This window comes from Miniimonas arenae, assembly GCF_006351005.1.
Taxonomy (GTDB): Bacteria; Actinomycetota; Actinomycetes; order Actinomycetales; family Beutenbergiaceae; genus Miniimonas; species Miniimonas arenae.
Genome location: NZ_VENP01000002.1, coordinates 1 through 23,429 on the forward strand (window position 1 = coordinate 1; position 23,429 = coordinate 23,429).

General features: G+C 72.5%; 22 protein-coding genes and 2 tRNA genes. 17 read left to right on the forward strand and 7 right to left on the reverse strand.

Features of this window, described 5'->3' with window-relative positions:
• Positions 1-4: 4 nt before the first annotated feature.
• The 12 genes from FH969_RS15380 to FH969_RS01025 all read left to right on the forward strand — a co-directional run bounded on the left by FH969_RS15380 (position 5) and on the right by FH969_RS01025 (position 10,740).
• Positions 5-235, forward strand: a complete 231-nt coding sequence (locus tag FH969_RS15380) for a DUF6112 family protein (RefSeq protein WP_246071637.1) — start codon at positions 5-7, stop codon at positions 233-235.
• Positions 236-362: 127 nt separating this feature from the next.
• On the forward strand, positions 363-632 hold the full coding sequence (locus tag FH969_RS00975; protein WP_108717360.1) for a DUF6112 family protein: 270 nt from the start codon (positions 363-365) through the stop codon (positions 630-632).
• Between the two features lie 31 nt (positions 633-663).
• Positions 664-1,995: a TrbL/VirB6 family protein gene (locus FH969_RS00980; RefSeq protein WP_139985514.1), complete on the forward strand. Its 1,332-nt coding sequence runs from the start codon at positions 664-666 to the stop codon at positions 1,993-1,995.
• Between the two features lie 6 nt (positions 1,996-2,001).
• Positions 2,002-3,468 carry an SCO6880 family protein gene (locus FH969_RS00985; protein WP_139985516.1) on the forward strand — a complete coding sequence of 489 codons (1,467 nt, stop codon included), beginning with the start codon at positions 2,002-2,004 and terminating at the stop codon, positions 3,466-3,468.
• Between the two features lie 49 nt (positions 3,469-3,517).
• Positions 3,518-4,309: a hypothetical protein gene (locus FH969_RS00990; protein WP_108717357.1), complete on the forward strand. Its 792-nt coding sequence runs from the start codon at positions 3,518-3,520 to the stop codon at positions 4,307-4,309.
• 42 nt (positions 4,310-4,351) lie between these two features.
• Complete coding sequence (locus FH969_RS00995) at positions 4,352-4,813, forward strand: hypothetical protein (RefSeq protein WP_108717356.1); 462 nt, start codon at positions 4,352-4,354, stop codon at positions 4,811-4,813.
• On the forward strand, positions 4,810-6,294 hold the full coding sequence (locus FH969_RS01000; protein ID WP_139985518.1) for an ATP-binding protein: 1,485 nt from the start codon (positions 4,810-4,812) through the stop codon (positions 6,292-6,294). Before FH969_RS00995 ends, FH969_RS01000 begins: the two co-directional genes overlap by 4 nt.
• A gap of 66 nt (positions 6,295-6,360) precedes the next feature.
• Entirely contained in the window at positions 6,361-6,873 is a 513-nt protein-coding gene (locus tag FH969_RS01005) for a hypothetical protein (RefSeq protein WP_139985520.1), read from the forward strand.
• A 53-nt stretch (positions 6,874-6,926) separates the two neighbouring features.
• On the forward strand, positions 6,927-8,648 hold the full coding sequence (locus FH969_RS01010; RefSeq protein ID WP_139985625.1) for a type IV secretory system conjugative DNA transfer family protein: 1,722 nt from the start codon (positions 6,927-6,929) through the stop codon (positions 8,646-8,648).
• A 79-nt stretch (positions 8,649-8,727) separates the two neighbouring features.
• Entirely contained in the window at positions 8,728-9,315 is a 588-nt protein-coding gene (locus FH969_RS01015; RefSeq protein WP_139985522.1) for a hypothetical protein, read from the forward strand.
• The gene (locus FH969_RS01020; RefSeq protein WP_108717352.1) at positions 9,312-9,527 is read left to right on the forward strand and encodes a helix-turn-helix transcriptional regulator; all 216 of its coding nucleotides are present in this window, start codon (positions 9,312-9,314) and stop codon (positions 9,525-9,527) included. Before FH969_RS01015 ends, FH969_RS01020 begins: the two co-directional genes overlap by 4 nt.
• Positions 9,511-10,740, forward strand: coding sequence for a tyrosine-type recombinase/integrase (locus tag FH969_RS01025; RefSeq protein ID WP_139985524.1), 1,230 nt, complete (start codon positions 9,511-9,513; stop codon positions 10,738-10,740). The genes FH969_RS01020 and FH969_RS01025 overlap by 17 nt, the downstream gene beginning before the upstream one ends.
• Before the next feature lie 208 nt (positions 10,741-10,948).
• Here FH969_RS01025 and FH969_RS01030 read toward each other — a convergent pair.
• From FH969_RS01030 to FH969_RS01040, 4 genes are all read right to left on the reverse strand, one after another.
• Positions 10,949-11,022 (reverse strand) — tRNA-Pro (locus FH969_RS01030).
• A gap of 21 nt (positions 11,023-11,043) precedes the next feature.
• Positions 11,044-11,113, reverse strand: a tRNA-Pro gene (locus tag FH969_RS15050).
• A 103-nt stretch (positions 11,114-11,216) separates the two neighbouring features.
• Positions 11,217-11,873 (reverse strand): nucleotidyltransferase family protein, encoded by a 657-nt coding sequence (locus FH969_RS01035; RefSeq protein WP_139985526.1) that lies wholly within the window; start codon positions 11,871-11,873, stop codon positions 11,217-11,219.
• On the reverse strand, positions 11,870-13,414 hold the full coding sequence (locus FH969_RS01040; protein ID WP_139985528.1) for an amidohydrolase family protein: 1,545 nt from the start codon (positions 13,412-13,414) through the stop codon (positions 11,870-11,872). Before FH969_RS01040 ends, FH969_RS01035 begins: the two co-directional genes overlap by 4 nt.
• A 179-nt stretch (positions 13,415-13,593) precedes the next feature.
• On the opposite strand from FH969_RS01040, the gene FH969_RS01045 reads away from it, so the two are divergent.
• The 5 genes from FH969_RS01045 to FH969_RS01065 are packed head-to-tail and all read left to right on the forward strand — an operon-like array spanning position 13,594 to position 18,378.
• Positions 13,594-14,664: an ABC transporter substrate-binding protein gene (locus FH969_RS01045; protein ID WP_108717348.1), complete on the forward strand. Its 1,071-nt coding sequence runs from the start codon at positions 13,594-13,596 to the stop codon at positions 14,662-14,664.
• Between the two features lie 14 nt (positions 14,665-14,678).
• Positions 14,679-15,479 (forward strand): ABC transporter ATP-binding protein, encoded by an 801-nt coding sequence (locus FH969_RS01050; protein ID WP_108719853.1) that lies wholly within the window; start codon positions 14,679-14,681, stop codon positions 15,477-15,479.
• A complete protein-coding gene (locus FH969_RS01055; protein WP_108717347.1) occupies positions 15,469-16,371 on the forward strand; it encodes an ABC transporter permease in 903 nt (300 codons plus the stop codon). The genes FH969_RS01050 and FH969_RS01055 overlap by 11 nt, the downstream gene beginning before the upstream one ends.
• Positions 16,368-17,264 (forward strand): ABC transporter permease, encoded by an 897-nt coding sequence (locus FH969_RS01060; RefSeq protein ID WP_108719852.1) that lies wholly within the window; start codon positions 16,368-16,370, stop codon positions 17,262-17,264. The genes FH969_RS01055 and FH969_RS01060 overlap by 4 nt, the downstream gene beginning before the upstream one ends.
• A gap of 1 nt (position 17,265) precedes the next feature.
• Positions 17,266-18,378 carry an XdhC family protein gene (locus FH969_RS01065; protein ID WP_139985531.1) on the forward strand — a complete coding sequence of 371 codons (1,113 nt, stop codon included), beginning with the start codon at positions 17,266-17,268 and terminating at the stop codon, positions 18,376-18,378.
• A 138-nt stretch (positions 18,379-18,516) separates the two neighbouring features.
• On the opposite strand, the gene FH969_RS01070 is transcribed toward FH969_RS01065, so the two are convergent.
• The 3 genes from FH969_RS01070 to FH969_RS01080 all read right to left on the reverse strand — a co-directional run bounded on the left by FH969_RS01070 (position 18,517) and on the right by FH969_RS01080 (position 23,413).
• Positions 18,517-21,402, reverse strand: coding sequence for a molybdopterin cofactor-binding domain-containing protein (locus FH969_RS01070; RefSeq protein WP_139985533.1), 2,886 nt, complete (start codon positions 21,400-21,402; stop codon positions 18,517-18,519).
• The gene (locus FH969_RS01075; RefSeq protein ID WP_139985535.1) at positions 21,399-22,205 is read right to left on the reverse strand and encodes an FAD binding domain-containing protein; all 807 of its coding nucleotides are present in this window, start codon (positions 22,203-22,205) and stop codon (positions 21,399-21,401) included. The genes FH969_RS01070 and FH969_RS01075 overlap by 4 nt, the downstream gene beginning before the upstream one ends.
• 161 nt (positions 22,206-22,366) lie before the next feature.
• Entirely contained in the window at positions 22,367-23,413 is a 1,047-nt protein-coding gene (locus FH969_RS01080; protein WP_139985537.1) for an MsnO8 family LLM class oxidoreductase, read from the reverse strand.
• Between the last annotated feature and the right edge of the window lie 16 nt (positions 23,414-23,429).

Consider the following 23,429-nt stretch of genomic DNA (forward strand, 5'->3'; position numbering starts at 1 on the left):
CTTCCTGGCCATGATTCTCGGATCATCTCGCTTCCCCAGCACCAGGTGCCGGATTCAGCGTGTCCAAGATCCGGGGTCAGGCCCCATCTGCTGGGCGTTCGGCGCGTCGCACGGCAACCCCGCCCTCGCCTCCAAAGGCCGGGTCGGGGTGCTCGTCGGCATCGGCGCCGCCGCACTCGCCGGCGCGGGGGTTGCGTGGGTGAACTGGCTCATCGCCCTCGGCAACCAGCTCTGACCCGCACCGAGTGAAGGCCCGCCTGCGGGCGGGCCTTTCCCGTGCCTTCACCCGATCGCCGGAGTCCAGTCGCTCTCCGGCCTACCTCGCCGCCACAAGCCATCCGTTCAGCGAGGGAGTAACCGCCGTGATCGACATCGACCCCAACAGCAACGGCCTTCCGGGCATCGAACAGCTCCGCACCATCGTCGGCGCCGTGATGACGGTCGGCCTGATCCTGTCCGTGCTCGCGCTGATCGTGAGCGCGATCGTGTGGGCCTACGGCGCCAACAGCTCGAACCCGCACCTCTCGGGCAGGGGCAAGCTGGGCGTCCTCATCTCCTGCGGTGCCGCGGTGATCTGTGGCGCGGCGGTGACGCTCGTGAACTTCTTCTGGAACGTCGGCCAGGGCGTCTGAGCCGGCCCGCCACCACAGCAGGAGATTCGTGATGGGTGTCTGCGACGTTCCCGTGATCTCGACCGTCTGCGATGTGGCCGGCGAGGCCGCCGCGACGGTCGTGGCCGCCCCGTTCGACTGGCTCGCGCAGGCGATGGGCGGCGCGGCCGGCTGGCTGATCGAGGCGATGTGGTCGGTGTTCGACACGACCACGCTGGTCGATGTCCAGACGGACGGGTTCACCAGCGTCTACAACCTGATCTTCGGCATCGGGGTCTTCCTCGTCCTGATCTTCTTCTGCCTGCAACTCATCACCGGGCTGATACGCCGAGACCCGACCGCGCTGTCCCGCGCCGCGCTCGGCGCGGCGAAATCGGTGCTGGGTGCGTTCGTGGTCGTCACGCTGACTGCGCTCGCGCTGGAGATCGTGGACCAGCTCTGCATCGGCATCATCCAGGCGTCCGGCGAGACCACCGGGACGATGGGCGACAAGATCATCCTGCTCGCCGCCGGACTGACCGGCATCAACATCACCGCTCCCGGCGTCGGCGCGATCGTGACGATCTTCCTGGCCGGGCTGATGATCGCCGCCGTCGCGATCGTCTGGTTCTCGCTGTTGATCCGCAAGGCACTGCTGCTGGTCGGCGTGGTGCTGGCTCCCATCGCGTTCGCCGGCGCGTCCTGGGACGCGACCAAAGGGTGGATCGGGAAATGGGCGGCGTTCGTGATCGCCCTCATCATCAGCAAGCTCGTGCTCGTCGTCATCTTCCTGCTGGCGATCACGCAGATGGCCACCCCGATCGAGCTGGACATCGCCGCGGTCACCGAACCGATCACCGGCATCGTCCTCTTGGGCATCGCCGCGTTCGCGCCGTACATGGTCTACCGCTTCGTGTCGTTCGTGGGCTTCGACCTGTACCAGCAGATGGGCACCGAGCAGGAGGCCAAGAACGCCCTCAACCGCCCGGTCCCGATCCCGTCCAAGCCCCAAGGCGGAGGCGAGCCCAAGCAGGTTCTCGAAGACCCCAATGGCGGCGGGTCGGACGCAGGATCAGGTGGCACGTCTCCGCCGTCGCCCGCCCCGGCGCAGGCACCTGCCGTGGCCGGCAGCGAAACCGTGGGCGCTGAGGCCGGCGCTTCGGCGGCGGGCGCGGGACCGGCGGCAGCCGTCGTGGTCGGAGCGAAGGTCGCCAAGGATGCCGCCGAGGCCGGGCCGAAGGCCGGGCACGCGCTGGCCGGTCAGGCCGAGACCGCCGCGGACGCCGCGAGCGGGCAGAACGGCGGCACCCCGCCGCCGTCGCAGACACCGCCGCCGTCCACGCCGCAGCCGCGGACTCCCACCGAGCCGCCCAACCCCACAGCATCGCCATCGGGCAAGGAGTGACCGGCCATGCCCGCCGCGGAACAGAAGACACCCGGTAGCGAGCTGACGCCGATGAAGTTCAGCCGGCTCACCCGCCGCGGGGTGCTGCTCGGCCTCTCGGTCTCTCAGCTCGTCACCCTCGGCATCGGCGGCCTGGCGCTGCTGGCCGCGTTCTACGGCGGTGCCGGGATGCTGCTGGCCTACACCGCCCCTGTCTGGGTGCTCGCCGTCGTGCTGACCGGGGTGCCGGTCGCCGGGAGGCCGATGGTCGAATGGCTCCCGGTCGCCTGCTGGTGGCTGTGGCGCTCCACCGGCGGGCAACTGCTCTACCGGCGTCGGATCGTCAAGCCCCGCCCGGCCGGGAACCTCGCGCTGCCCGGCGACATGGCCCGGCTGCGGGAGCACCTGGACCCCGAGACCGGCGCGTGCATGATCCACGACCCCCGCCAGGCGACCTTGACGGTCGTGACGGAAGTGACGCATCCGGCCTTCATCTTGCTGGACCCCGGCGAGCAGGAGCGCCGGGTCACCTCCTGGGGTCGGGTGCTCGCCACGGTCTGCCGTTCCGGGAGGATCGCGACCCTGCAAGTGCTGGAACGGACCCTGCCGGACTCCGGTAGCGGGCTGGCCGAGTGGTGGGCGGAGCACGGCACCGACGACGGCTCCTGGGCGGCGACCACCTACCGCGAGCTGATCGAGCGGGCCGGCCCCGCCGGGGAACGGCACGCCACGACGGTCAGCCTCTCGCTGGACATGAAGGTCGCCGCCCGGCAGATCAGGACCGCCGGCGGCGGCATCCGTGGTGCCGCCGCAGTGCTCCGTCAAGAGATGGCGACGCTCGTCGCCGCGCTGCGGTCTGCGGACCTGACCCCCTCGGGGTGGCTCGGCCCCGGTCAGGTCGCGGTCATCCTCCGCTCGGCGTATGACCCGGCCGTGGCCGCGACCTTGGAGCGCCACGGGCGGCTCGGGCAGGAACTCGCCGCCGCCGGCCCGGTCGCGGTCACCGAGACCTGGGGCAACCTGCGCACCGACTCCGCGTGGCACACCGTGCTGTGGGTCTCGGAGTGGCCCCGCAGCCTCGTCTATCCGGGGTTCCTCGCGCCGGTGCTGCTCTCGACCGGCATCCAACGGTCGGTGTCGCTGATCTACACCCCGATGCGCTCGGACCAGGCGGCCCGCGACATCCGCAAGAAGAAGGTCGAACACATCTCGGATGCGGCCCAGCGCGCCCGGATCGGCCAGATCGAGGACGCCGCCCAGACCGCCGAGTACCAAGACGTGCTGCAACAGGAAGCCGACCTGACCGCCGGCCACGGCGTGCTGCGCGTCTCCGGCCTCATCTCCGTCTCCGCCCCCAGCATCGACGAGCTGGAAGCCGCGGTCGCCGCGATCGAACAAGCCGCGATCCAAGCCTCCTGCGAGACCCGAAGGCTCGTCGGCCAGCAAGCGGTCGCGTTCACGGCGGCCGCGCTGCCGCTGTGCCGCACGGTGTGAACGGCGCGCTCACCTGGCAGGCATCCCACCCTCGTTGAAGGAGCCCGTGATGCCCACGTTCACCAACCCGACCAGCGACGCCGACGACGCCTCCGAGGCGCTGCGCGGCCTCGCCCACGCCACCCGCACCTTCGAGAACCCGGCCGACACCTACCCGGTGATCGGAGACCTGCTGGCCGGGCTGCGATCGCTGCGGCAGGTCATGGATCAGCTCGCTACCGTCCACCTGGCCCATCAGCAACGGGTGACCGACGACGACCACAACCCGACCGCCGGTGCCACTGCGGCGCTGGCGGCAGCCGACGAGCTGCACCAGGCCGCCACCCTCATCGACCAGACCCACGACCGCCTCAACGACGCAATGGCGCACTCCGGGCGGATCGTGTGGAATCCCGAGGACCGGCTAGTGGAGCGGTGGATCGGGGTCGTGTTCCTCCAAGGCAACGAGGCCGACACGGTGCTCGACCTCATCGACAACGAGGGCGTCGAGGCCGGGATCGACCATCTGTCCGCTTGGGATTGGGGCAACGAGACCACCGAGGCGGCGATGGAGAACGGCGACGTTCACGACACCGCGCCGGTCTATGCCGGGGACCGGCAGGCCGAGACGGGCGACTACGCGATGACCTACAACGTGCAGGCCGGGCACGTCGCGCTCTACCGAAGGCACCTCATCCGCGCCAAAGACGCCATCGACCCGGCCGCGGAAGCGCACGTCCCCGCCCGGCACTCAACTCCCGCCCGCGAGACGACGGGTCGACGTAGCACCGTGCGCGAAGGTGGCTGGTTCGAGCATCCTGGCGTCGCCGCGGTGAAGCAAGCCCGCAGCCTGTCGATGTAGGTCGCGTGCACTCCGGGACGGGCGGACGAGCACCTGGCAGCCATGAACGCCAAAGAGCCCGCCCATCCCACGACCACGCAAGCCGGCGCACTCGTGCTCACGGTCTGGCCCGATACGCCATTGGGCGAGCACCAGAGGTACGCCTATCGCATCGAGGATTCCGCGACCGGGCAGGTGCTCGAAGGCCGGGACCTGTTCACCGGGGTCGGCGCCGCTGTCACCCCGGACCGGGCGATGCGTGACCTCGCCGCGTACCTGAGCGCGGCCGGCGACGCCCGCCAGTACGCCATCGACAACCCCGGCGGCAGGCCCGAGCATGAGGGGCTGTTCCCTGTGTGGACCGCCGAGGCAGCCCGTCAGAACGCCGACGCGCTGACTCTGCTGGCCGAGGAAGAACCGCCTGCTGACCGGCCGCCGCCACGATCGCGCACCGCGCCAGAGTCGTCATGGTTCGACCGTTCCGCCGGCGGCTGGGTCTCCGGGACACGAGGACGGTCGTTGTGAGCCGGGGCGAGAAGCTGCATACCGCTGTCCTCGTCGCCCCCGCATCGGAGCGGCGCCGGCTGCGCAAGCAGCGGCGGCAAGCGGCCGCCCGGCTCGTCGCCGAGCAACGCCAGGTCGAGAAGGAAGCGGCCCAGGCCAAGGCCGCCGCCGAACGGGCCGAACGCCGCGCCACGGTCTATCTCCCCGCCGCGGGCGAGCCCGGCCCGGCGGCGCTGAGGACGCCGGGCCGGTTCCGGGTGCCCCGGCATCAGGACACCAGCGCGGTGCTCGCTGGGCAGTACCCGTTCCTGGCCGAAGCCGGGCTCGGAGCCGCGGGAATCTTCATCGGCCAAGACCTCTACAGCGGCTCGTCGTTCGTGTACGACCCGTGGGAGTTGTACCGCAGGGGCTTCATCACCGCGCCGAATCTGATCTTGGCCGGGATCGTCGGCTCCGGGAAATCGTCGCTCGCCAAGAGCCTCTACACCCGCAGCCTGCCCTTCGGATACAGGGTCTATGTCCCCGGCGACCCCAAGGGCGAGCACTCCGGGGTCGCGGAAGCAGTCGGCGGGAAAGCGATCATCCTCGGACACGGGATGGGCAACAGGCTCAACCCACTCGATGAGGGCTACCGGCCCGGTGGTCTGTCCGACCAGGAGTGGGCCACCACCCTCGCCGCGCGGCGCCGCGATCTGCTCGGAGCCTTGACGGAGACGGTGCTGGATCGACGGTTGGCGCCGTTGGAACACACCGCGAACGACACCGCCCTGGCCGGGGCGGTGCGGGACGCCGACGTGCCGATCCTGCCGATGGTGGTCGAGCGGCTGCTGCGCCCCGACCCTGCCGACGACCCGGACGGCCGGCTCACCGAGGACGGCCGTCAGGTCGGCCACGCGCTGCGCCGGTTGGTGGCCGGGGACTTGGCCGGTCTGTTCGACGGGCCGAGCACGGTCAGGTTCGACCCGTCGTGGCCGATGGTCAGTCTCGATCTTTCGCGCGTCACGGAGAACAGCACGCTGATTTCGGTGCTGATGACCTGCTCGTCGGCATGGATGGAAGCTGCCCTGCTCGACCCCCACGGCGGCCGCAGATGGGTCATCTATGACGAGGCATGGCGGCTTATGTCCCACCCGGCGCTGCTGCGGAGGATGGATGCGCACTGGCGGCTGGCGAGGCACTACGGGCTGGCGAATCTGCTCGTGTTCCACAAGTTGACCGACTTGGAGAACGTCGGCGATGCGGGGTCGGCGAACCGGGCGCTGGCGAACAGCCTGCTGGCGAACGCGGAGACGAGGATCGTCTACCGGCAGGAGACCGATCAGCTCGGCCCCACCGCCCTCGCGCTCGGGCTGACCGGCACCGAACGCCGCCTGCTGCCTGGCCTCGGCACCGGGCAAGGGCTCTGGCGGATCAAGGACCGGGCGTTCGTGGTGCAGCACCAGCTCCACCCCGCCGAGCTGGCCGCGTTCGACACCACCGCCCGCATGACCGGAAACCCGTAAGTTCACGAATCCTGACCGGAACCGCGCGGCCCATGCGCGTAGTCGGGCTCGGGCTCACCTCGCGGCATGAGGAAACCCGAGCCTGAGCCCGTCCCGGTCTCCATCCCGCTGGTCGTGCTCGACGTGCACGAGGACGGCACCGTGACCGTCACCGTCGACGGGAAACGGCTGGACCCCGACCCTTTCGCGCCGCCGTGGCGACGATCCTCGTTCGGGCAGATCATCGACCGCGCCACGAACGATCGGACGACACCGGCCAGGGTCGAGGTCCGCGAGGCGGACGGCACGATCTTCACCGACATCATCGCCGCGCGTCGCCGGCGTTCCCGCCCCGAGCCCGAACCGGAACCGAAGGCGCCGGCCGGGCCGGCGTTCCACACCGTCGAGGGCGCGGGGTTCGTTCCCGGCGAGGACGTGGCGGTCGCCGTCGTCACCGGGCACACCGACGCCGCCCACACCGGCACCGCGCGCGCCCTCATCGACCCGGCCGGGGTCGGCGTCGATCAGACCGGCGGGGTCATCGAGGTCATCCTGTTCGGCCGGGTCTCCGGGACCGCGATCATCCGGCGCCTGCCGTGAACGAGCAGGGCCGGCAGACCGGCTCGTTCGGAGACGAGCTGACCAACGCCGCCATGATCGGGCTGGTCGTCCTGTTCGGCGTCGCGCTGATCCTGCGCGCCGCTGGATCGGTGGCCGCGTTCCTGACCGGCACACCGCAGCCGGCCGGCGATGCCGCCTCCGGGGTCGGAGTGCTGTTCCGCCCCGGTGATCCCGGCTCGGCGCTCGACGCGGACGGCCTGAACCCGGTCGTCTACTGGCTCGCGGCCGGGGTGCTGCTCGCCGGCCTCGTCACCGGCGGCCTATGGGCGTGGCTGCGTCTGCGCCGCCACACCCACCGGATCGAGACCGATCCGCGCCGCATGGCCGGGATCGCCACCCGGCACGAGGTCGCCGCCGCGGCGTCTGACAGGGCGCTGCTGCGCCGCGCGGGAAGCCTGCGCCCCGACCTGAGCGACCCGAAGCCGCAGGACGTGGGCTACCGGCTCGGCACCTCCAAGGGCACCGGCGTGTGGGCGTCGGTCGAGGACTCGATCATGGTCATCGGCCCGCCGCGCTCCGGGAAGGGCCTGCATCTGGTGATCCCGGCGATCCTCGATGCCCCCGGTGCCGTCGTCGTCACGTCGACCAGGCCGGACAACCTCACCGCGACCATGCGTACACGCCGCAGGATCGGCCCTGTCGCGATCTTCGACCCCCAGCACTTGGCCGAGGGTCTGCCCGCCGGTCTGCGCTGGTCACCGATCCGGGGCTGTGAGTCACCGCAGACGGCGATGATCCGCGCCACCGGGCTTGCCGCCGGCACCGGCCTGTCCGCGGGCGGTGTCGATGGCGGAGGCTTCTGGGAGGGCAAGACGCGGGCGGCGCTCCAAGCCCTGCTGCACGCGGCGGCGATCGACAACCGGCCGCCCGCCGAACTGTTCCGGTGGACTCTCGATCCGATCGCGGCCGCTGACGCGGTGGCGATCCTGACCGGCTCCACCCAGGCCGCGACCGGATGGGCCGAGTCCCTGGAAGCGATGATCGACTCCGACCCCCGCACCCGCGACTCGATCTGGCAGGGCGTCTCCCTGGCTCTCGGCTCGCTGGCCGACCCGCGTGTGCTCGACGCCGTATCACCCGGCCCCGGCGAGGGCTTCGACCCCGAGGCGTTCATCCGCGACCGCGGCACGTTGTTCCTGCTGGCAACCGGCTCCGGTGCCGGAGCCAGCGCCGCGCTGGTCGCCGCGCTCGTGGAAGACCTCATCGAGACCGCCCGCCGCCTGGCCGCACGATCGGCCGGTGCCCGGCTCGATCCGCCGATGCTGCTCGCGCTCGATGAGATAGCCAACCTCTCGCCGCTCCCCAGCCTGCCGACGCTGATGGCCGAAGGCGGCGGGTCGGGGATCACGACGATGCCGGTGCTCCAATCGCTCGCGCAGGCGCGGGACAAGTGGAACGAGCACCAGGCGAACGCGATCTGGGACGCCTCGATCGTCAAGGTGATCCTCGGCGGGGCTTCCAACAGCCGGGACCTGCAAGACCTGAGCGCCCTGGTCGGGGAACGCGACGAATACACCGACTCCGTGACGCTGGGCGACCACGGCACCCGCTCCAACCAGCGGTCCGTGCGCCGGGTGCCGATCTTCCCGCCCGACAAGATCAGGCGCCTCCCGTTCGGGACCGGGATCGTGCTGCTGCGCTCCGCACCACCGATCGTCACCGACCTGCACCCCTGGCCCAAGCGGCCCGACGCCGGCCAGCTCACGGCCGACCGCACCGAGATCGAAGCCCTGCTGCGCCGCTCTGACACCTGAACGCCGGTCGCGGCAAGGAGCACCTGCCCGCCACAACCGCCCGGCACCACCGGGGCCGGAGAGCAGACAGGAGCCCAGCATGTCCGACGAACCTCACGGCGACGCCACGACGAACGACGTTCCCGACTCGGATGTTGACGAGATGGACGACGACGGCTACGACGAGCCGCTTATCGCCGAGCCACCGCACCCGATCAACTGGAACCTGCTGAGTGCCGAGGACGCCGAGGCCGAGTGGCTGGAACTCAACCGCTGGGTGGACTGGCTGCGCCACACCTACGGGCTCCCCGCCTCCGTGATCCCGCCCGCCTGGCACATGCACCCCGAGCTGCTGTGGGAGCTGAGCGCGCTGCACCTTCACTGGCTCTGCGCCTACGACCCCGACCAGAACGGCAGCGCACCGCTCGGCTGGCACCGCGACTTCGCCGACGCCCGCCAGCGGCTCCGCGAATGGGTCGCCGCCTGCGGCACCCGACTCGACCACGACCGCCCCACCAGACAGGCCGTCTGGCCCGGCGAGGAACCCGGCGACCTAATCGAGGACATCCCGATCACCGACCGCGACGCCGAGTTCGTGGAGTTCGTCATGGCCGACGTCCAAGCCCGCCGCGACGCCGAGGAAGCCTTCTACCGCCTTCTCGACCCCGACACCGGAGAACTGTCGTGAGCGACAAGACCGAGGCAGTGGTCGTCTCGCCGCTGCTGGACAGCCGCGAGGTCGCCGCGTACTTGAAGGTCTCGGAATCCACCCTGTCGCGGTGGCGGTCCGCGAGCACGGGGCCGCCGTTCCTGCGCCTCGGCGGGATCGCCCGGTACCGGCTCGATGCCGTGGACCGCTGGCTGGGCGAGCTGGAACACGACCATGCCCCGGAGAGCTGAGCCGCAGCCGACCGCCGAGCCGAAGCCGGTCCCGCCGATCGGCGTGAAGGTCTCCACGGACATGGAGCGCCGCTCCTACGGCATTCGCGCCCGCGCCCGGTGGACCGACCCGACCACCAAGCGCCGCGTGATCCGCTCGGAGATCGTGCGGGACGAAGCCGCCGCACACGCGTTCTTCGACCAGCTCCGCAACTCCTCGACCAAGGGCATGGACGTGTCCATGACGCTGCTGGAGTTCGTCACCTCCATCGGCGACCGGTGGGCGCGGGGCCTGGACCCGACCTCGACGGGCGAGACCTACGGGTATGGGCTGAAACTGCGGGTGCTGCCCGCGCTCGGGCACCTGCCGGTCACCCAGATCACCGCCGGCATCATCGACCGCACCATTGACGAGTGGGAACAGCGCCACGGCGCCTCGACCATCAAGAACACCATCGCGCCGCTCGTGCGGGTGCTCGATGAAGCCGTGCGGGACGGGCTGATCCAGATCAACCCCGCGAAGAACCGCGCCCAGCGGAGCCTGAACCGCAACGCCTTCCGCGGGCAGGCGGCCGAACACGCCTACCCACGGGCGCACGCGATCCCGGACATGAAGACCCTCAACCGCCTCGCGCGCGCATGCGGGAAGGTGCACCAGTCCTACAGCGACTTCGTGATGCTCGCCGCGCTGCTCGCGGCCCGGTCCTCGGAGGTGTCCGGGTTGCAGGTCGGGGACGTGGACTTCGATAAGAACCTCGTGGTGATCCGCAGGCAGGTGTTCCCCGGCAAGGGCGGACTGGTCACCAAGCCGACCAAGAGCCGCAAGGAACGCCGCGTGCCGATCCTGGAACCGCTCCGTCCAGTGCTGGAACGCCTCACCGCAGGCAAGGAGCCCGAGGACTCGCTGCTGGTCGGGCCGAAAGGCGGCTACCTCACCACCGCGACCGTCCGCGACGCCACCAACTGGGACGGCATCGTGGCGAAGCTCGGACTGCCCGACCTCACCCGGCACGGGCTGCGCCACACCGGGGCGACCTGGATGGCCGACGCAGGCATCCCGCTGCACGTCCTCCAAGACATCCTCGGGCACGCCTCGATGGAGACCACCCGCGGCTACCTGCACCCCGACGACCGCCACCTCGCCTCCGCCGCAGAGCAGGCCAACGCCTTCCTCTCCGCCGCCGGACAGCGCAAGCACGCCCGGCGCAGCAGCCCCGTGACCAGGAGCCTGTGATGCGCTCCGATCCCTTCGGGAGTGCTCCCGGAAGCGTTCTGGTCCCCTTTTGGTCCCCTTATCCACAGGAGCCGGGTTCGAGGCGCCCCGTTCGTCCACAGGCGACCGCCCGCGAGAGCGCCGGGGGGACCAGAGGGGGACCACAGAAAACGACCCCCGGACACGAAGAAGCCCAGGCGAGAAACCTACTCTCACCTGGGCCTTAACGTCGGGCTGACAGGATTTGAACCTGCGACCCCCTGACCCCCAGTCAGGTGCGCTACCAAGCTGCGCCACAGCCCGTGGCATGGATTTTCAGTTGTTCTGGGCCGCCCGGGAGGGGTAAACCCCTTGACCCCCAGTCAAGTGCGCTACCAAGCTGCGCCACAGCCCGCTGGCCCGCAGCGCCGGAGCGTTCTGGGCCTCGGACAGTCTACACAGACCGAGGCACCCACCGTGACGCCACGCGTCGAGAGGCAGGTCTCAGGCCGCGCGCCTCACGGCAGCAGCGGCCCGTCACTGTCGGTCAGCGCGTCGGACTCGTTGACGCCGGGAGCGGCGTCGCTCACGCCCCGCGCCGCCTGCAGGTCGACGTCCCGCCCGTGCCACAGGTGCGCCACCTCGACCCGCTCGACCCCGGCTCGCGCGAGGTACGCACCTGCGCCCTTGTCACCCGTCACGGCCGCCGCGGTCGGCGCCCAGCTGTCTCGCCCGAGCAGCACCGGGTGCCCGGGCTCGCCCTCGTAGACCGCACGGCGCAGGACGTGGGAGTCCACGCCGTCGTGCATCACGGCGGTGACCACCGCCGGCGGCATGCCGACGAGGTCGGCGAGCGTCACCACGAGCGCGTGGACGGCCGCGGGCAGGTCCGCGGCCCAGGCGAGCCCGGCGCGCAGCGACGCAGACACGCCCGCCTCCCAGTCGGGAGCGCAGACGACGGCGGCGCCGTCCGGCACGAGAGCGCCCACCTCCTCCCCGCGGGCGCCGACCACTACGCCGATCCGCCCCACGCCGGCGAGCCGCAGTGTGACGCAGGCCGACACGATCCACGGCACGCCCGTCTCGTCGCGCGCGAGGCCCTTCGGCCCGCCGAACCGGGTTCCCGCACCCGCCGCGAGCACGAGGCCGGCCACCTCGCGCTCGCCGTCGGTCATGCCGCCCCGCTCTCCGCGAGCCCGACCGCGGGATCGACCGCGGGCTCGAGTCGGCGCCCGCGCACCACGACCCCGCTGATCGCCGCCTCGTGCAGCCCCAGCAGCAGCGCGAAGAGCGTCTGGCGCTGCGCCGTCGCCTCGTCCTCGGCACGGATGCCGTACCGCAGGGTCATGTCCAGTGCGTGCACGCGGGTGGGGTCCACGAGCACGAGGTCCGCGTCCTTGCCCACGTCGAGGTTGCCGAAGACGCCCTCGCAGTCCAGGGCACGCGCGCCGGCGAGCGTACCGGAGAACAGCAGCTCGGCGGGCGCGATCGCGACCGACTCCTCCCCCGGCTCGGACAGATGCACTCCGTAGCTGGCCGCGAGCACGCCCGGGATCGACCACTCGTCGCCCGCGCCGACGTCGGTGCCCATCGCGACGGTGACCCCCGAGCTGACCGTGCGCCGCCACGGCATGGTGCCGGAGCCGAGGAACAGCTGCGACGTCGGGCAGTGCGCCACGGACGTACCGGCGTCGAGCATCCGGGCGAGCTCGTCGTCGTGGCAGTGCACGGCGTGCGCCATGATCGTGCGCCGCCCCAGGAGGCTCTCGCCGCCGCGCCGTGAGCCGGGCAGGAACCGGCCGTCGTAGGTGTCGAGGTAGCGCTCGACCCCGTACGTGCCGAGCACCGCGGCGATCTCGCCGGTGCCGGCGCGGTTGTTCTCGCTCAGGTGGGTGTGCACGTAGACGCCCTGGTCCTTCACGGATGCGTAGAGCTCGCCGAGCGCGGCGAGCGTGTGCGCCGTGGTCGACAGGCTGAACCGCGGCACGATCGCGACCTGCACGAGGGCGGACCGGCCGTCCGACCCCGATCCGTGCCAACGGGCGATCTCGCGAGCGGTGAGGTCGACGGCGTCGCGCTCGCTCGTGATCAGCGGCGCGGCCGCCGGCGGTCCTACCGTCTGGATGCCGCGCCCGCTCACGGTGCGCAGGCCGGCGGCCAAGGAGGTCCGATAGAGCGCGTCCTGCGCCGCGGGGAAGGCGGACCCGAAGACCATCGCAGCCGTCGTGCCGGTGGCGATCCGGCGGGCCACGAAATCGTGCGCCACGAGCTCGGCGAACGCGGGGTCGGCCAGGCGCGCCTCGGCCGGGAAGATGCACTGCTCGAGCCACTCGAGCAGCTGTCCGCCGCCGTGTGCGGCCTGGGAGTAGGTCTGTGGGAAGTGCGCGTGGGCGTCGACGAAGCCCGGCAGGACGAAGCCCGCGCGGGTGACGCGCCACGACGCGTACTCGACCGGGAGATCTCGCCACTGCCCCACCCAGGCGATCCGGCCGTCCGCGCCCACCGCGACTGCGCCGTCGGTGATCGCCACGAGGTGCGCGTCCGCGTCCTGCACGCGCGGGGAGCCGGCGATATGGAAGACGTGTCCGCGATAGACGTGGCCCGGGCGGTTCGCGACGCGGTCGAGCGGATGGGTCGGGGCGTGCTCGCGCACGAGCTCCGAGCCCGTCCCCCGGGCGGCCTCGCCCACGTCGTCACCTCGCTCCGTGTGCGCCATGCCGCCCATCGTGGCCCCGCCACAAGAGACTTCTGGCCATTTCTGCAAGCTTTCACCTGCTCGTAACAGGCGCTCATCTCGCCGAAACACGCAGGGCGCGGCTCAGGAAACGACCCGGACGTAGCGTCGCTGCGATCAGGGGCCCGACGCGCCCCACGACCCCGCTGAAAGGGCCTTCCATGACCGCACCCTCCCGCCGTCGCACCCTGACCGGCCGCGTGGCGCTCGCCGCCACCGGCGCCCTCGCCGCCCTCGCCCTCACCGCCTGCGGCAGCGGCGACAGCAGCGACGCGGCCAGCGGTGGGGACGCGGACTACGGCGACCTGACCGTGCAGCTCTCCTGGATCAAGAACATCGAGTTCCTCGGCGAGTACATGGCCGACACGAACGGCTACTACACCGACGCCGGCTTCTCCTCGGTGAACCTCGTCGCCGGGCCGTCCACCGGTGTGGCCGAGCTCGTCTCGGGCTCGGCCGACGTCGCGCTGTCCGACGCCGTGTCGGTGGGCACCGCCGTCGCGAACGAGGACGCGCCGGTCAAGATCGTCGGCACCACGTTCCAGAAGAACCCGTTCACGATCCTGTCCCTCACCGACGGCGGCAACATCACGACGCCGGAGGACCTGGTCGGCAAGAAGATCGGCGTCCAGGACTCCAACACGAGCCTGTTCCAGGCGCTGCTGGCCGCCAACGGCATCGACCCGAGCAGCGTCGAGGTCGTGCCCGTGCAGTACGACGCGTCCGTGCTGACCAACGGCGAGGTCGACGGCTACGTCGCCTACCTCACCAACGAGTCCGTGATCGTCGAGCACCAGGGCTTCTCGGTGGCGAACCTGCCGTTCGCCGACAACGGCCTGCCGTTCGTGGCCGAGACGTTCACCGTGACCGACGACGCGATCGCCAACGACCGCGACCGGATCAAGGCGTTCCTCGTGGCCGAGATCAAGGGCTGGACCGACGCACTCAAGGACCAGGACACCGCGGTCGGCCTCGCCGTCGACACCTACGGCGCCGACCTCGGCCTGGACGCCGAGACCGAGGGACTGTCGGCAACCGCGCAGGCCGGGCTCATCGTCTCGCCCGAGACCGAGGCCAACGGCCTGTTCACGATCTCCGACGAGCTGCAGTCCGAGACCGTCGCCAGCCTCGCGGGCGCCGGGCTCGACGTCCAGGCGAGCGACATCTTCGACCTCTCGCTCCTGCAGGAGGTCTACGAGGAGAACCCCGACCTCAAGGCGTACGCAGAGTGAGCGCGGACGCCTCGATGGAGCCGGTGCCGCCCTTCGCGGGCGGCACCGGCGTCCAGATCAACGGGTTGTCCAAGACCTTCGCGCTCGGCACCAAGGCCGTGCAGGCGCTCCAGGAGGCCCACCTGCACACCGAGAAGGGGTCCTTCCTCTCCCTCCTCGGCCCGTCCGGGTGCGGCAAGTCCACGATCCTGCGCATCCTCGCGGGGCTCGAGGAGCCGACGTCGGGCTCGATCCTCGTGGACGGCAAGTCGCCGACCGAGCTGCGCCGCGGCCACGAGCTCGGCATCGCGTTCCAGGACTCGGCTCTGCTGCCGTGGCGCAGCGTCCGGTCCAACATCATGCTGCCGTTCGAGGTCGCCAGGGCTGAGCCGGACAAGGACTACGTCGCCGAGATGATTCACCTCGTCGGCCTCACCGGGTTCGAGAAGGCCAAGCCCGCGCAGCTGTCCGGTGGCATGCGCCAGCGCGTCTCGATCGCGCGCTCGCTCATCCTGCAGCCCTCGGTGCTGCTGCTCGACGAGCCGTTCGGCGCGCTCGACGACATGACGCGCCAGCGCCTCAACCTCGAGCTGCTGCGGATCTGGACGGAGAAGCCCGCCACCACGCTCATGGTCACCCACGGCATCTCCGAGGCGATCTTCCTGTCCGACCAGGTCGCCGTGATGTCCGCGCGGCCTGGCCGGGTCAAGGAGGTCATGACGATCGACCTGCCCCGCCCGCGGCTGCCCGAGATGCAGCGCACGCCCGAGTTCCACGCCCACGTCGACCACGCCTCCGAGCTCCTCTTCGGGAAGGTCGCCGCCGATGTCCACTGAGCTCGCGCCCCCCGGCAGCCCGCCCTCGCCGGGCACGACGACCACCGGCGGGACGCCCGACGGCGCAGCCTCGCCCCCACGCCCCGCTCGCCCGAGCGGGGGCGCCGTCCGCTCGGTGCTCACGGGCCTCGCCGGCGCCGTCGTGCTGGTCGGCGTCTGGTGGCTCGTGGCCGCCGTCGTGCTCACTGGAGTCGGCCCGGGCGAGGCCGCCCCGATCCCGACCCCGCCCGAGGTCGTGGCCGGCTGGGCGAGCGACGGCTGGTCCTTCTACGCGCGCAACTTCTCGGTCACGCTGCAGGAGGCGGCGATCGGCTTCCTGTGGGGCAACGGCCTCGCGCTCGCGGCGGCCGCGCTCGTGCTCGTCGCGCCGCGACTCGAGGGCGCGGTCATGCAGCTCGCGACCCTCACCTACTGCATCCCGATCGTCGCGATCGGCGGGCTCGTCGTGATCATCCTCGGCGCACCGCCGAGCGGGCAGCCCTCCCCCACGGCGATCTTCCTCGCAGCGCTCTCGGTGTTCTTCACCACCGTGGTGGGCAGCCTGCTGGGACTGAAGGCGGCCGACCAGGCCGCGCTCGACGTCGTGACCGTGTACGGCGGGTCGCGCTTCACCCAGCTCGTGAAGGTCCGCGTCATCGCGGCCCTGCCGCACATCCTCACGGCGCTGCAGATCGCCGTGCCGGCCGCGTTCCTCGGCGCGATCCTCGGGGAGTACTTCGGCAAGGTCGACCTCGGTATCGGCCCGGCGATGATCAACGCGCAGAACACGCTCGACGCCGCGCGGCTGTGGGGACTGGCCCTCGCGTCCGGCGCGGTCGCGATGGTCGGCTACCTGCTGTTCGGCCTCGTCCAGCGGTTCGTCGCCCCGTGGTCGAGGGGGCGGGCAGCATGACGACGACGAGCCCGCCGGGCGCCGCGGCGCAGCCGACGCGCGTCCCCGAGCCGCGGCCGCGTCCCAGCGACCCGGAGCCCGCCCAGTCCGCCGCTCGTCGCGCCCTGCTGCGCGCGATCGGCCGCAGCCTCCTGACGTTCCTCGGCACGCTCGTGACGGTCGTGGTGATCTGGTGGGGCGCGATCGTGCTGCTCGACCTCAGCTCCTACGTCGCGAAGTCGCCCCTGGACGTGGTCCAGTTCCTGTTCACCGAACCCGACGCCGCCGAGAACCGCGCCGTCGTGATGGACGCGCTCGGGATCACGCTCAACCACGCCTTCATCGGGTTCGTCACGGGTCTCGTCGCGGCCGTCGTGGGCGCCGTGCTGTTCGTCCTGTTCCGGCCCGTGGAGCAGACGCTCATGCCGGTCGCGATGCTGCTGCGCTCCGTGCCGCTCATCGCGATGGCGCCGGTCATCATCATGATCTTCGGCCGCGGCGTGGCGACGGTGGCCGTGATCGGCGGGATCGTCGTGGTGTTCCCGGCACTCGTCAACGTGGTCGCCGGGCTCAAGGCCGCACCGCCCGCGCTGCACGACGTCGTCGAGGTCTACGGCGGCTCGAGCTGGGCCATGGTGCGCAAGGTGTCGATCCCGGCCGCGATGCCGTCGCTGTTCGCGTCGATCCGGATCTCGGTGCCGGGTGCCATCACGGGCGCACTGCTCGCGGAGTGGCTCGCCACCGGGGACGGCCTCGGCGGCACGATCAACCGCGCTGCGAGCCAGGTGCAGTTCGACCTGCTCTGGGCCGGCGTCGTGGTCGTCACCCTCGCGGCGCTCGCGCTCTACGCGCTCGCGCAGGTCGTGGAGAACCTCGTCCTGGCCCAGCTCGGCATGCTGCGACCCGGGCGCTGACGTGCTCGACCACGCGGCGCGGGTCCTCGCCGAGCTGGACGCCGGGCGCAGCCTCGCGCTCGCCGTCGTGATCGGGGTGGACGGGAGCGCGCCGCACCCGGTCGGGACGTCGATGCTCGTGCTGCCACCGGTGGAGTACGCGGCGCGCGCCGCGACGGCGAGCGAACCGCTCGACCCGTGGCTCGCCGTCGGGCCCCGCGAGGTGGTGGGCAACGTGTCGGGCGGGTGTGTCGAGGCCGACGTGGTGACGCGTGCCATGGACGCGCTCGGGCTCGGCGCGGGATCGACCGCGGACCTGCCGGCGACCTGCTCCTACGGCTGGGACGCCGACCGCGCCGTCTCGCTGGGGCTGACGTGCGGGGGCGTGGTGGGGGTCGCCGTCGTGCGCCTGGACCCCGACCTGCCTGCCGACATGCGGGCGGCGTTCGCGGCGGCCGCGTCCGGCGGCGCGGCGTCGCTCGCGCTCGTGATGCACGACGGCGCCGCGCACCTGAGCACCCCGGCCCGCCTCGGCCTGGGCGAGCCGGCGCCGGGCGCGCGCCTCGTCGACCTGCCCGACGGCGGCTCCGCGCTGGTGGTCGGGCGGGGCGCTCCGCCCGCGCTGCTCGTGTACGGCGCGACCGACGTGGCAGGTGAACTCGCTGCTCTCGGGCGCCGGCTCGGCTACCGCGTCTCGGTGTGCGACCCGCGGGCGGCGTTCCTGCGGCCTGAGCGACTGCCGGACGCGGACGAGCTGGTGCTCGCCCGACCGGTCGAGCACCTTCGCGCCACGCCCACCGACGCGCGGACCGCGGTCTGCGTGCTCAGCCACGACGAGGGCGCGGAGGTGCCGCTGCTGGTCGAGGCGCTCGGGCGCGACCTCGGGTACGTCGGGGCGCTCGGGTCGCGGCGCACGCATGCGCGGCGCGTCGCGCTGCTGCGCGACGCCGGCGTGCCGACCGAGCGGCTCGCGCGGCTGCGGGGGCCGATCGGGCTGGACCTGGGCGGACGCACCGCGGCGGAGACGGCGCTGTCGATCCTCGCGGAGGTCGTGGCGTGCGCGCACGGACGGGGCGGCGGGCCGCTGTCTCTCGGGGCCGGGGCGATCCACGGGGAGCTCGTCCGTACGCATTGACTGGTCGCCCGTGCACATTGACTGGTCGAACCGGCGGCGCCGCACCGCGACCTGCGAGAACGCGTCCGCGAACCGTCCCGGTGGCGATCTGGCCAGTCAATGTGCACGGGCGACCAGTCAATGTGACCGGGCCAGGAGTCAGAGCGACTGGGCGTCCGCGCCGGAACGCGCGGCGGACTCGTCCCGCATCGCCCGCCAGACCCGGTCGCGGCTGAACGGCGCCTGCGTCACCCGCACCCCGATCGCGCGCGAGATCGCATTCCCCACCGCGGCCGCGACCGGGTTGAACGGCGACTCGCTCATCGACTTGGCCCCGTACGGCCCGAGCGAGTCCGAGGTCTGCGCGAACAGCACGTGCGTGCGCGGCACGTCGGCGAGCTGCGGCACCCGGTAGTTGCGGAAGGCCGCCGTCAGCACGCGGCCGTCCTCGATCGTGACCTCCTCCCACAGCGCGCTGCCGTACCCCTGCGCCGCGCCGCCCTCCACCTGACCCCGGCACTGCTCGGGGTTCATCACGGTGCCGGCGTCGGCGGCCTGCACACTGCGCAGCACGCGCACCTCGCCGGTCGCGGGATCGACGGCCACGCGCAGCGCGTGCACGTTGAACGCCACCGAGCGCACGTCCCCGTTCTCCACGCCGCGCCCCACGACGCCGTGCGCGTCCCGCTCGCCGGCCGGCGCGTGCCGGACGAGCACCGCGAACGGCACGGTGCCGACCGGGGTCCGCACGCCGTCGGGCGCCATCGCGCACTCGGCCACCGGCACGCCGGTGGTGACCGCCGCGATCTCGAGGAGCCGCACCCGCAGCACCGTCGCCGCGGCGTGCGCGGCCTTGCCCGCCACCGTGATGCCCGCCGAGGCGAACGCCCCGGTGTCGTAGCCCGAGGCGTCGGTGTCGGAGTGGCGCAAGTCGACCTGAGCGGGGTCGGCACCCATGGCCTCCGCCACGATCTGCCGGTGCACCGTCACGGTGCCCTGACCGAAGTCGGTGGTGCCCACCCGGATGAGGTACCGGCCCTCGCCGTCGACCGAGACGGTGGCCTCGCTGCGGTGACCGCGCGGCGCCATCGTGGCGATCAGCGCCGTGGCCATGCCCTCGCCGACGAGCCAGCCGGGCGGGGCCGGCACGTCGTCCGGGCCGGCGAGGGCCTCCTGCGCGAGGTCGAGGCACTGGTCCAGTCCGTAGCTGCCGTAGAGCAGGTCGGGGTCCGGGTCGGGCTCGAACGTCAGCAGCGGGTCGCCCTCGCGCACCGAGGTGCGCCGACGCAGCTCGAACGGGTCGAGGTCCAGCTCCAGGGCGAGGAGGTCCAGCGCACCCTCGACGGCGAGGATCACCTGTCCCAGGCCGTAGCCGCGGAAGGCGCCCGACGGCGGGTTGTTCGTGTAGACCGCCTCGCCGCGCACACGCTTGGCGTCGGCGCGGTACAGGCTGATCGACTCGGCGCACGCGTGGAAGAGCACCCCACGGGAGTGGTTGCCGTAGGCGCCGGTGTCCGAGACCGCCTCCACGTCCATCGCGGTCAGCGTGCCGTCCCGGCGCGACCCGAGCCGCACCGACACCGTGAACGGGTGCCGCAGCGACGTGCGCAGGAACTCCTCCTCGCGCGTCATCTCGTACACGACCGGCCGCCCCAGGCGCAGCACGGCGGCCGCCACGAGGTCCTCGGTGAGGATCTCCTGCTTCCCGCCGAAGCCGCCGCCCACCCGCGCGGTGAACACCCGCACGCGGTCCGGCTCGAGGCCGAAGACGTGGCAGAGCTCGTCGCGCGTGAGGAACGGGACCTGGCTCGACGTGCGGATGACGAGGCGACCGTCCTCGTCCAGCCAGCCCACGCTCGCGTGCGTCTCGAGCTGGGCGTGCGTCTGCCGCTGGCTGCGCCAGACCCCGCCCACGACGACGTCACTCGCCTCGAGCGTCGCGTCGACGTCGCCCCGCTCGCCGCCGAAGGAGAGCACGACGTTGCGTGCGGCGTCGTCGACGCGGTCCGCGGGCGTGCGGCCGGCGTGCAGGACCGGCGCGCCGGGGGCGCGCGCCGCGTCCACGTCGAAGACGGCGGGGAGCACGTCGTACTCGACCTCGACGAGTGCGCAGGCGGCGCGCGCGGTGGCGAGGGTGTCGGCGACGACCGCGGCGACCCGCTGGCCGACGTGCCGCACGACGTCGTCGAGCAGGCGGGTGTCGTCGGGATCGTCGGTGCGGTGCTCGTGTCGCGCGCTGGAGTAGCGCACGTCCGGTGCGTCCTCGTGCGTGAGCACGAGCGCGACGCCGGGCAGCGCCTCCGCGCGCGACGTGTCGATCGCGCGGATGCGCGCATGCGCGTGCGGGCTGCCGAGCACCGCGAGGTGGAGGACGCCGGCGGGCAGCTCGTCGAGCGTGAACGGTTCGCGGCCCTGCACGACCCGGCGCCCCGGGCCCGGGCGGACGGACGCGCCGACCGCGTGGGGCGACGGGGCGGACGTGGGTGCCGGGGCGCTCGTGGGCACGGCTGCGTCGCTCGTGGGCACGGCGATCGGGTCCGGCGCGGACGCCGTGGCCGGTGTCGTGGGGGTTGCCCCGGGGCACGTCCCGCACAACCCCGCGCACCCCGACGCACGCGAGACGCCGGCCGTCACCGCCTCCCGGATCGCCCGGTACCCCGTGCAGCGGCACAGGTTGCCCTTGAGCCGGCGGTCGAGGTCGGGCAGGTCGTCGTGGGTGAGCTGCGACGCGGTGACCGCCAGCCCCGGCGTGCAGAACCCGCACTGGAACGCGAAGCGCTCGACCAGGGCCTCCTGCACGGGGTGCAGCGCGTCCCCCGGCGCGAGGCCGCCCGCCGTCGTCACGGTGCGGTCGACCGCGCGCTGCGCCGGCACGAGGCACGAGTGCACGGCCGTGCCGTCGAGCAGCACGGTGCACGCCCCGCAGTCCCCCGCGTCGCAGCCCTTCTTGACCTCGCGGTGCCCGAGGTCGCGCAGCAGCGTGCGCAGGCACTGGCCGGGGGCGGGCGTCGCGTCGTGGGCCTCGCCGTCCACCTCGAGCCTCACGAGGCGTCCTCGAGGTCCGCGCGCACCCGCACGGCCAGCTCGGCCGCGACCGCGCGTCGCCAGTCCGCGGACCCGTGGGCGTCGGTGAACCAGCCCGCGAGCGCGTCGACGTCGGTGCGCAGCCGGTCGGCCGGAACCGGGCTCGGGTAGCGCAGCACCGCCGGACGCTCGACGGCGCCCGTCACCACGTACGTGCGCGCGCCGTCGTCGTCCGCGCGACCGGTCACCACCGCACCCGACCGCCCCAGCGCGTTGAGCGCGATCTTGCGCAGCGCGGTGCGCCCGCGCAGGGCGCGGTCGGGAACCTCCAGCGCGCGCAGCACTCCGCCGTCGAGCGCGTTCGTGCCGTTGCCCGTGACGAGATGCTCGACGGCGAGCCGCGCCTCGGTCCCGTCGGCTCGCCAGACCAGGGCCTGGGCGTCCAGGGTGACCGCCCACGCGATGAGCGCTCCCGCGGCGAACGACCGGGCGACGTTCCCGCCGACCGTCGCGACGTTCCAGACCTTCCACGATGCGAGCAGCGCGTTGGCGGCGGCGTCGAGGAGCGGCCAGGCCCGCCACGCGGGATCGGGTTCGGCGCGCAGAAGCTCGGCGATCGTGCACGTGGCGGCCACCGTGAGGCCGTCGGGCGTCCGCTCGTACGGGACCCAGTCCATGCCGGTGAGGTCGACCAGGCCCGTGACGTGGGTGTTCGCCTCGGAGTACAGCCAGGTCCCGCCGGCGAGCAACACCTCGCCGGGCGCCAGCGCGAGGTCCGCCCGGGTCCGAGCGACGCGGTACTCGCGCACGGCGGTGAGGTCCATCGCGCCAGTGAAGCGAGGCGATGTTTCCTGAAGGTGAGGCGGGTGTGTTGCGGGTGTGACTCGCGCGCTGCCCTGCACGGCACTGCACTGCACGGCGCCGCCCGTGCAGCACCCGTGGGCCGCCCGGCGCCGCCCGTGCGCCACCCGCGAGCCGCGGGCGGTCAGCGCAGCAGCGCCTCGGCGAGCAGCGTGAGGGTCTCCGCCCGCCCCGGCCCGGCGTCCAGCGCGTCCTCGGCGCTCGCCCCGGCGGCGGGCACCACCATCACCTCGTCGACCCCGGCGTCGGCGGCTGCTGCAGCCAGGCGAGGAACGACGTCGGACACCGCACCGACGAACCAGCGCTCGCGCACGGCGTCGCGGATCGACGCCTCGGCCTCGGTCCACGGATAGGCGGCCGCCTCCTCGACCGTGAGCTGCGGCAGCAGCGGCGCACCCGTGCGCAGCCGCACCATCTGCACGAGCTGCGGGCCGGCCCAGGCCTCGGCCTGCGCGGCCGTCCGAGCCACCACCACGTTGACCGGCAGCAGCGACGTCGGCTCCGGGTGGGTCGCGGAGGGCTGGTAGGCGGTCCGGTAGCGCGCGAGCGCGTCGGCGAGCCCGGGCATTCCGAAGTGGTTGGCGAACACGTACGGCAGCCCGAGCCGTGCCGCGAGGTCGGCCGAGAAGCCCGAGGACCCGAGCAGCCAGAGCGTCGGACCCGAGGTCGCGAGCGGCGTCGGACGCACGGCGAACGGCCGGCCGCCGATCGAGAGGGCGACGGCGTCCCCGGCCGCCGCGTCTCCCCTGCCCAGCAGCTCGCGCGCGAGCGTCACGTCCTGCACGAAGGCGTCCTCGGGCTGCTGACCTCCGCGCAGGAGGTAGGCCGTGACCGGGTCCGACCCGGGCGCTCGCCCGATCCCGAGGTCGACCCGGCCGGGCAGCATCGCCTCGAGCAGCGCGAACTGCTCGGCGATCGCGAGCGCGGTGTGGTTGGGCAGCATCACGCCGCCGGAGCCGAACCGGATCCGGTGCGTGCCCTGGGCGAGGTACGGGATGAGCACGCCCGGCACCGTCGAGGCGACGGCGGGCATGTTGTGGTGCTCGGCCACCCAGTAGCGCGTGTAGTCGGCGTCGTCGGCGAGCCGTGCGAGCGCCGCCGAGGCGCTCAGCGCCTGGGCAGTGGTCTGGCCGGTCCGGACGGGGATGAGGTCGAGCACGCTGAGCTTCACCTCTGGGCCAACCCGG

Excerpts from the sequence above, each read along its gene's own strand:
- FH969_RS00980 (WP_139985514.1), top strand. The coding sequence starts at position 664 with ATGGGTGTCTGCGACGTTCCCGTGATCTCGACCGTCTGCGATGTGGCC.
- FH969_RS00985 (WP_139985516.1), top strand. The coding sequence starts at position 2,002 with ATGCCCGCCGCGGAACAGAAGACACCCGGTAGCGAGCTGACGCCGATG.
- FH969_RS00990 (WP_108717357.1), top strand. The coding sequence starts at position 3,518 with ATGCCCACGTTCACCAACCCGACCAGCGACGCCGACGACGCCTCCGAG.
- FH969_RS00995 (WP_108717356.1), top strand. The coding sequence starts at position 4,352 with ATGAACGCCAAAGAGCCCGCCCATCCCACGACCACGCAAGCCGGCGCA.
- FH969_RS01005 (WP_139985520.1), top strand. The coding sequence starts at position 6,361 with ATGAGGAAACCCGAGCCTGAGCCCGTCCCGGTCTCCATCCCGCTGGTC.
- FH969_RS01010 (WP_139985625.1), top strand. The coding sequence starts at position 6,927 with ATGATCGGGCTGGTCGTCCTGTTCGGCGTCGCGCTGATCCTGCGCGCC.
- FH969_RS01015 (WP_139985522.1), top strand. The coding sequence starts at position 8,728 with ATGTCCGACGAACCTCACGGCGACGCCACGACGAACGACGTTCCCGAC.
- FH969_RS01025 (WP_139985524.1), top strand. The coding sequence starts at position 9,511 with ATGCCCCGGAGAGCTGAGCCGCAGCCGACCGCCGAGCCGAAGCCGGTC.
- FH969_RS01035 (WP_139985526.1), bottom strand. The coding sequence starts at position 11,873 with ATGACCGACGGCGAGCGCGAGGTGGCCGGCCTCGTGCTCGCGGCGGGT.
- FH969_RS01040 (WP_139985528.1), bottom strand. The coding sequence starts at position 13,414 with ATGGCGCACACGGAGCGAGGTGACGACGTGGGCGAGGCCGCCCGGGGG.
- FH969_RS01045 (WP_108717348.1), top strand. The coding sequence starts at position 13,594 with ATGACCGCACCCTCCCGCCGTCGCACCCTGACCGGCCGCGTGGCGCTC.
- FH969_RS01050 (WP_108719853.1), top strand. The coding sequence starts at position 14,679 with ATGGAGCCGGTGCCGCCCTTCGCGGGCGGCACCGGCGTCCAGATCAAC.
- FH969_RS01055 (WP_108717347.1), top strand. The coding sequence starts at position 15,469 with ATGTCCACTGAGCTCGCGCCCCCCGGCAGCCCGCCCTCGCCGGGCACG.
- FH969_RS01060 (WP_108719852.1), top strand. The coding sequence starts at position 16,368 with ATGACGACGACGAGCCCGCCGGGCGCCGCGGCGCAGCCGACGCGCGTC.
- FH969_RS01075 (WP_139985535.1), bottom strand. The coding sequence starts at position 22,205 with ATGGACCTCACCGCCGTGCGCGAGTACCGCGTCGCTCGGACCCGGGCG.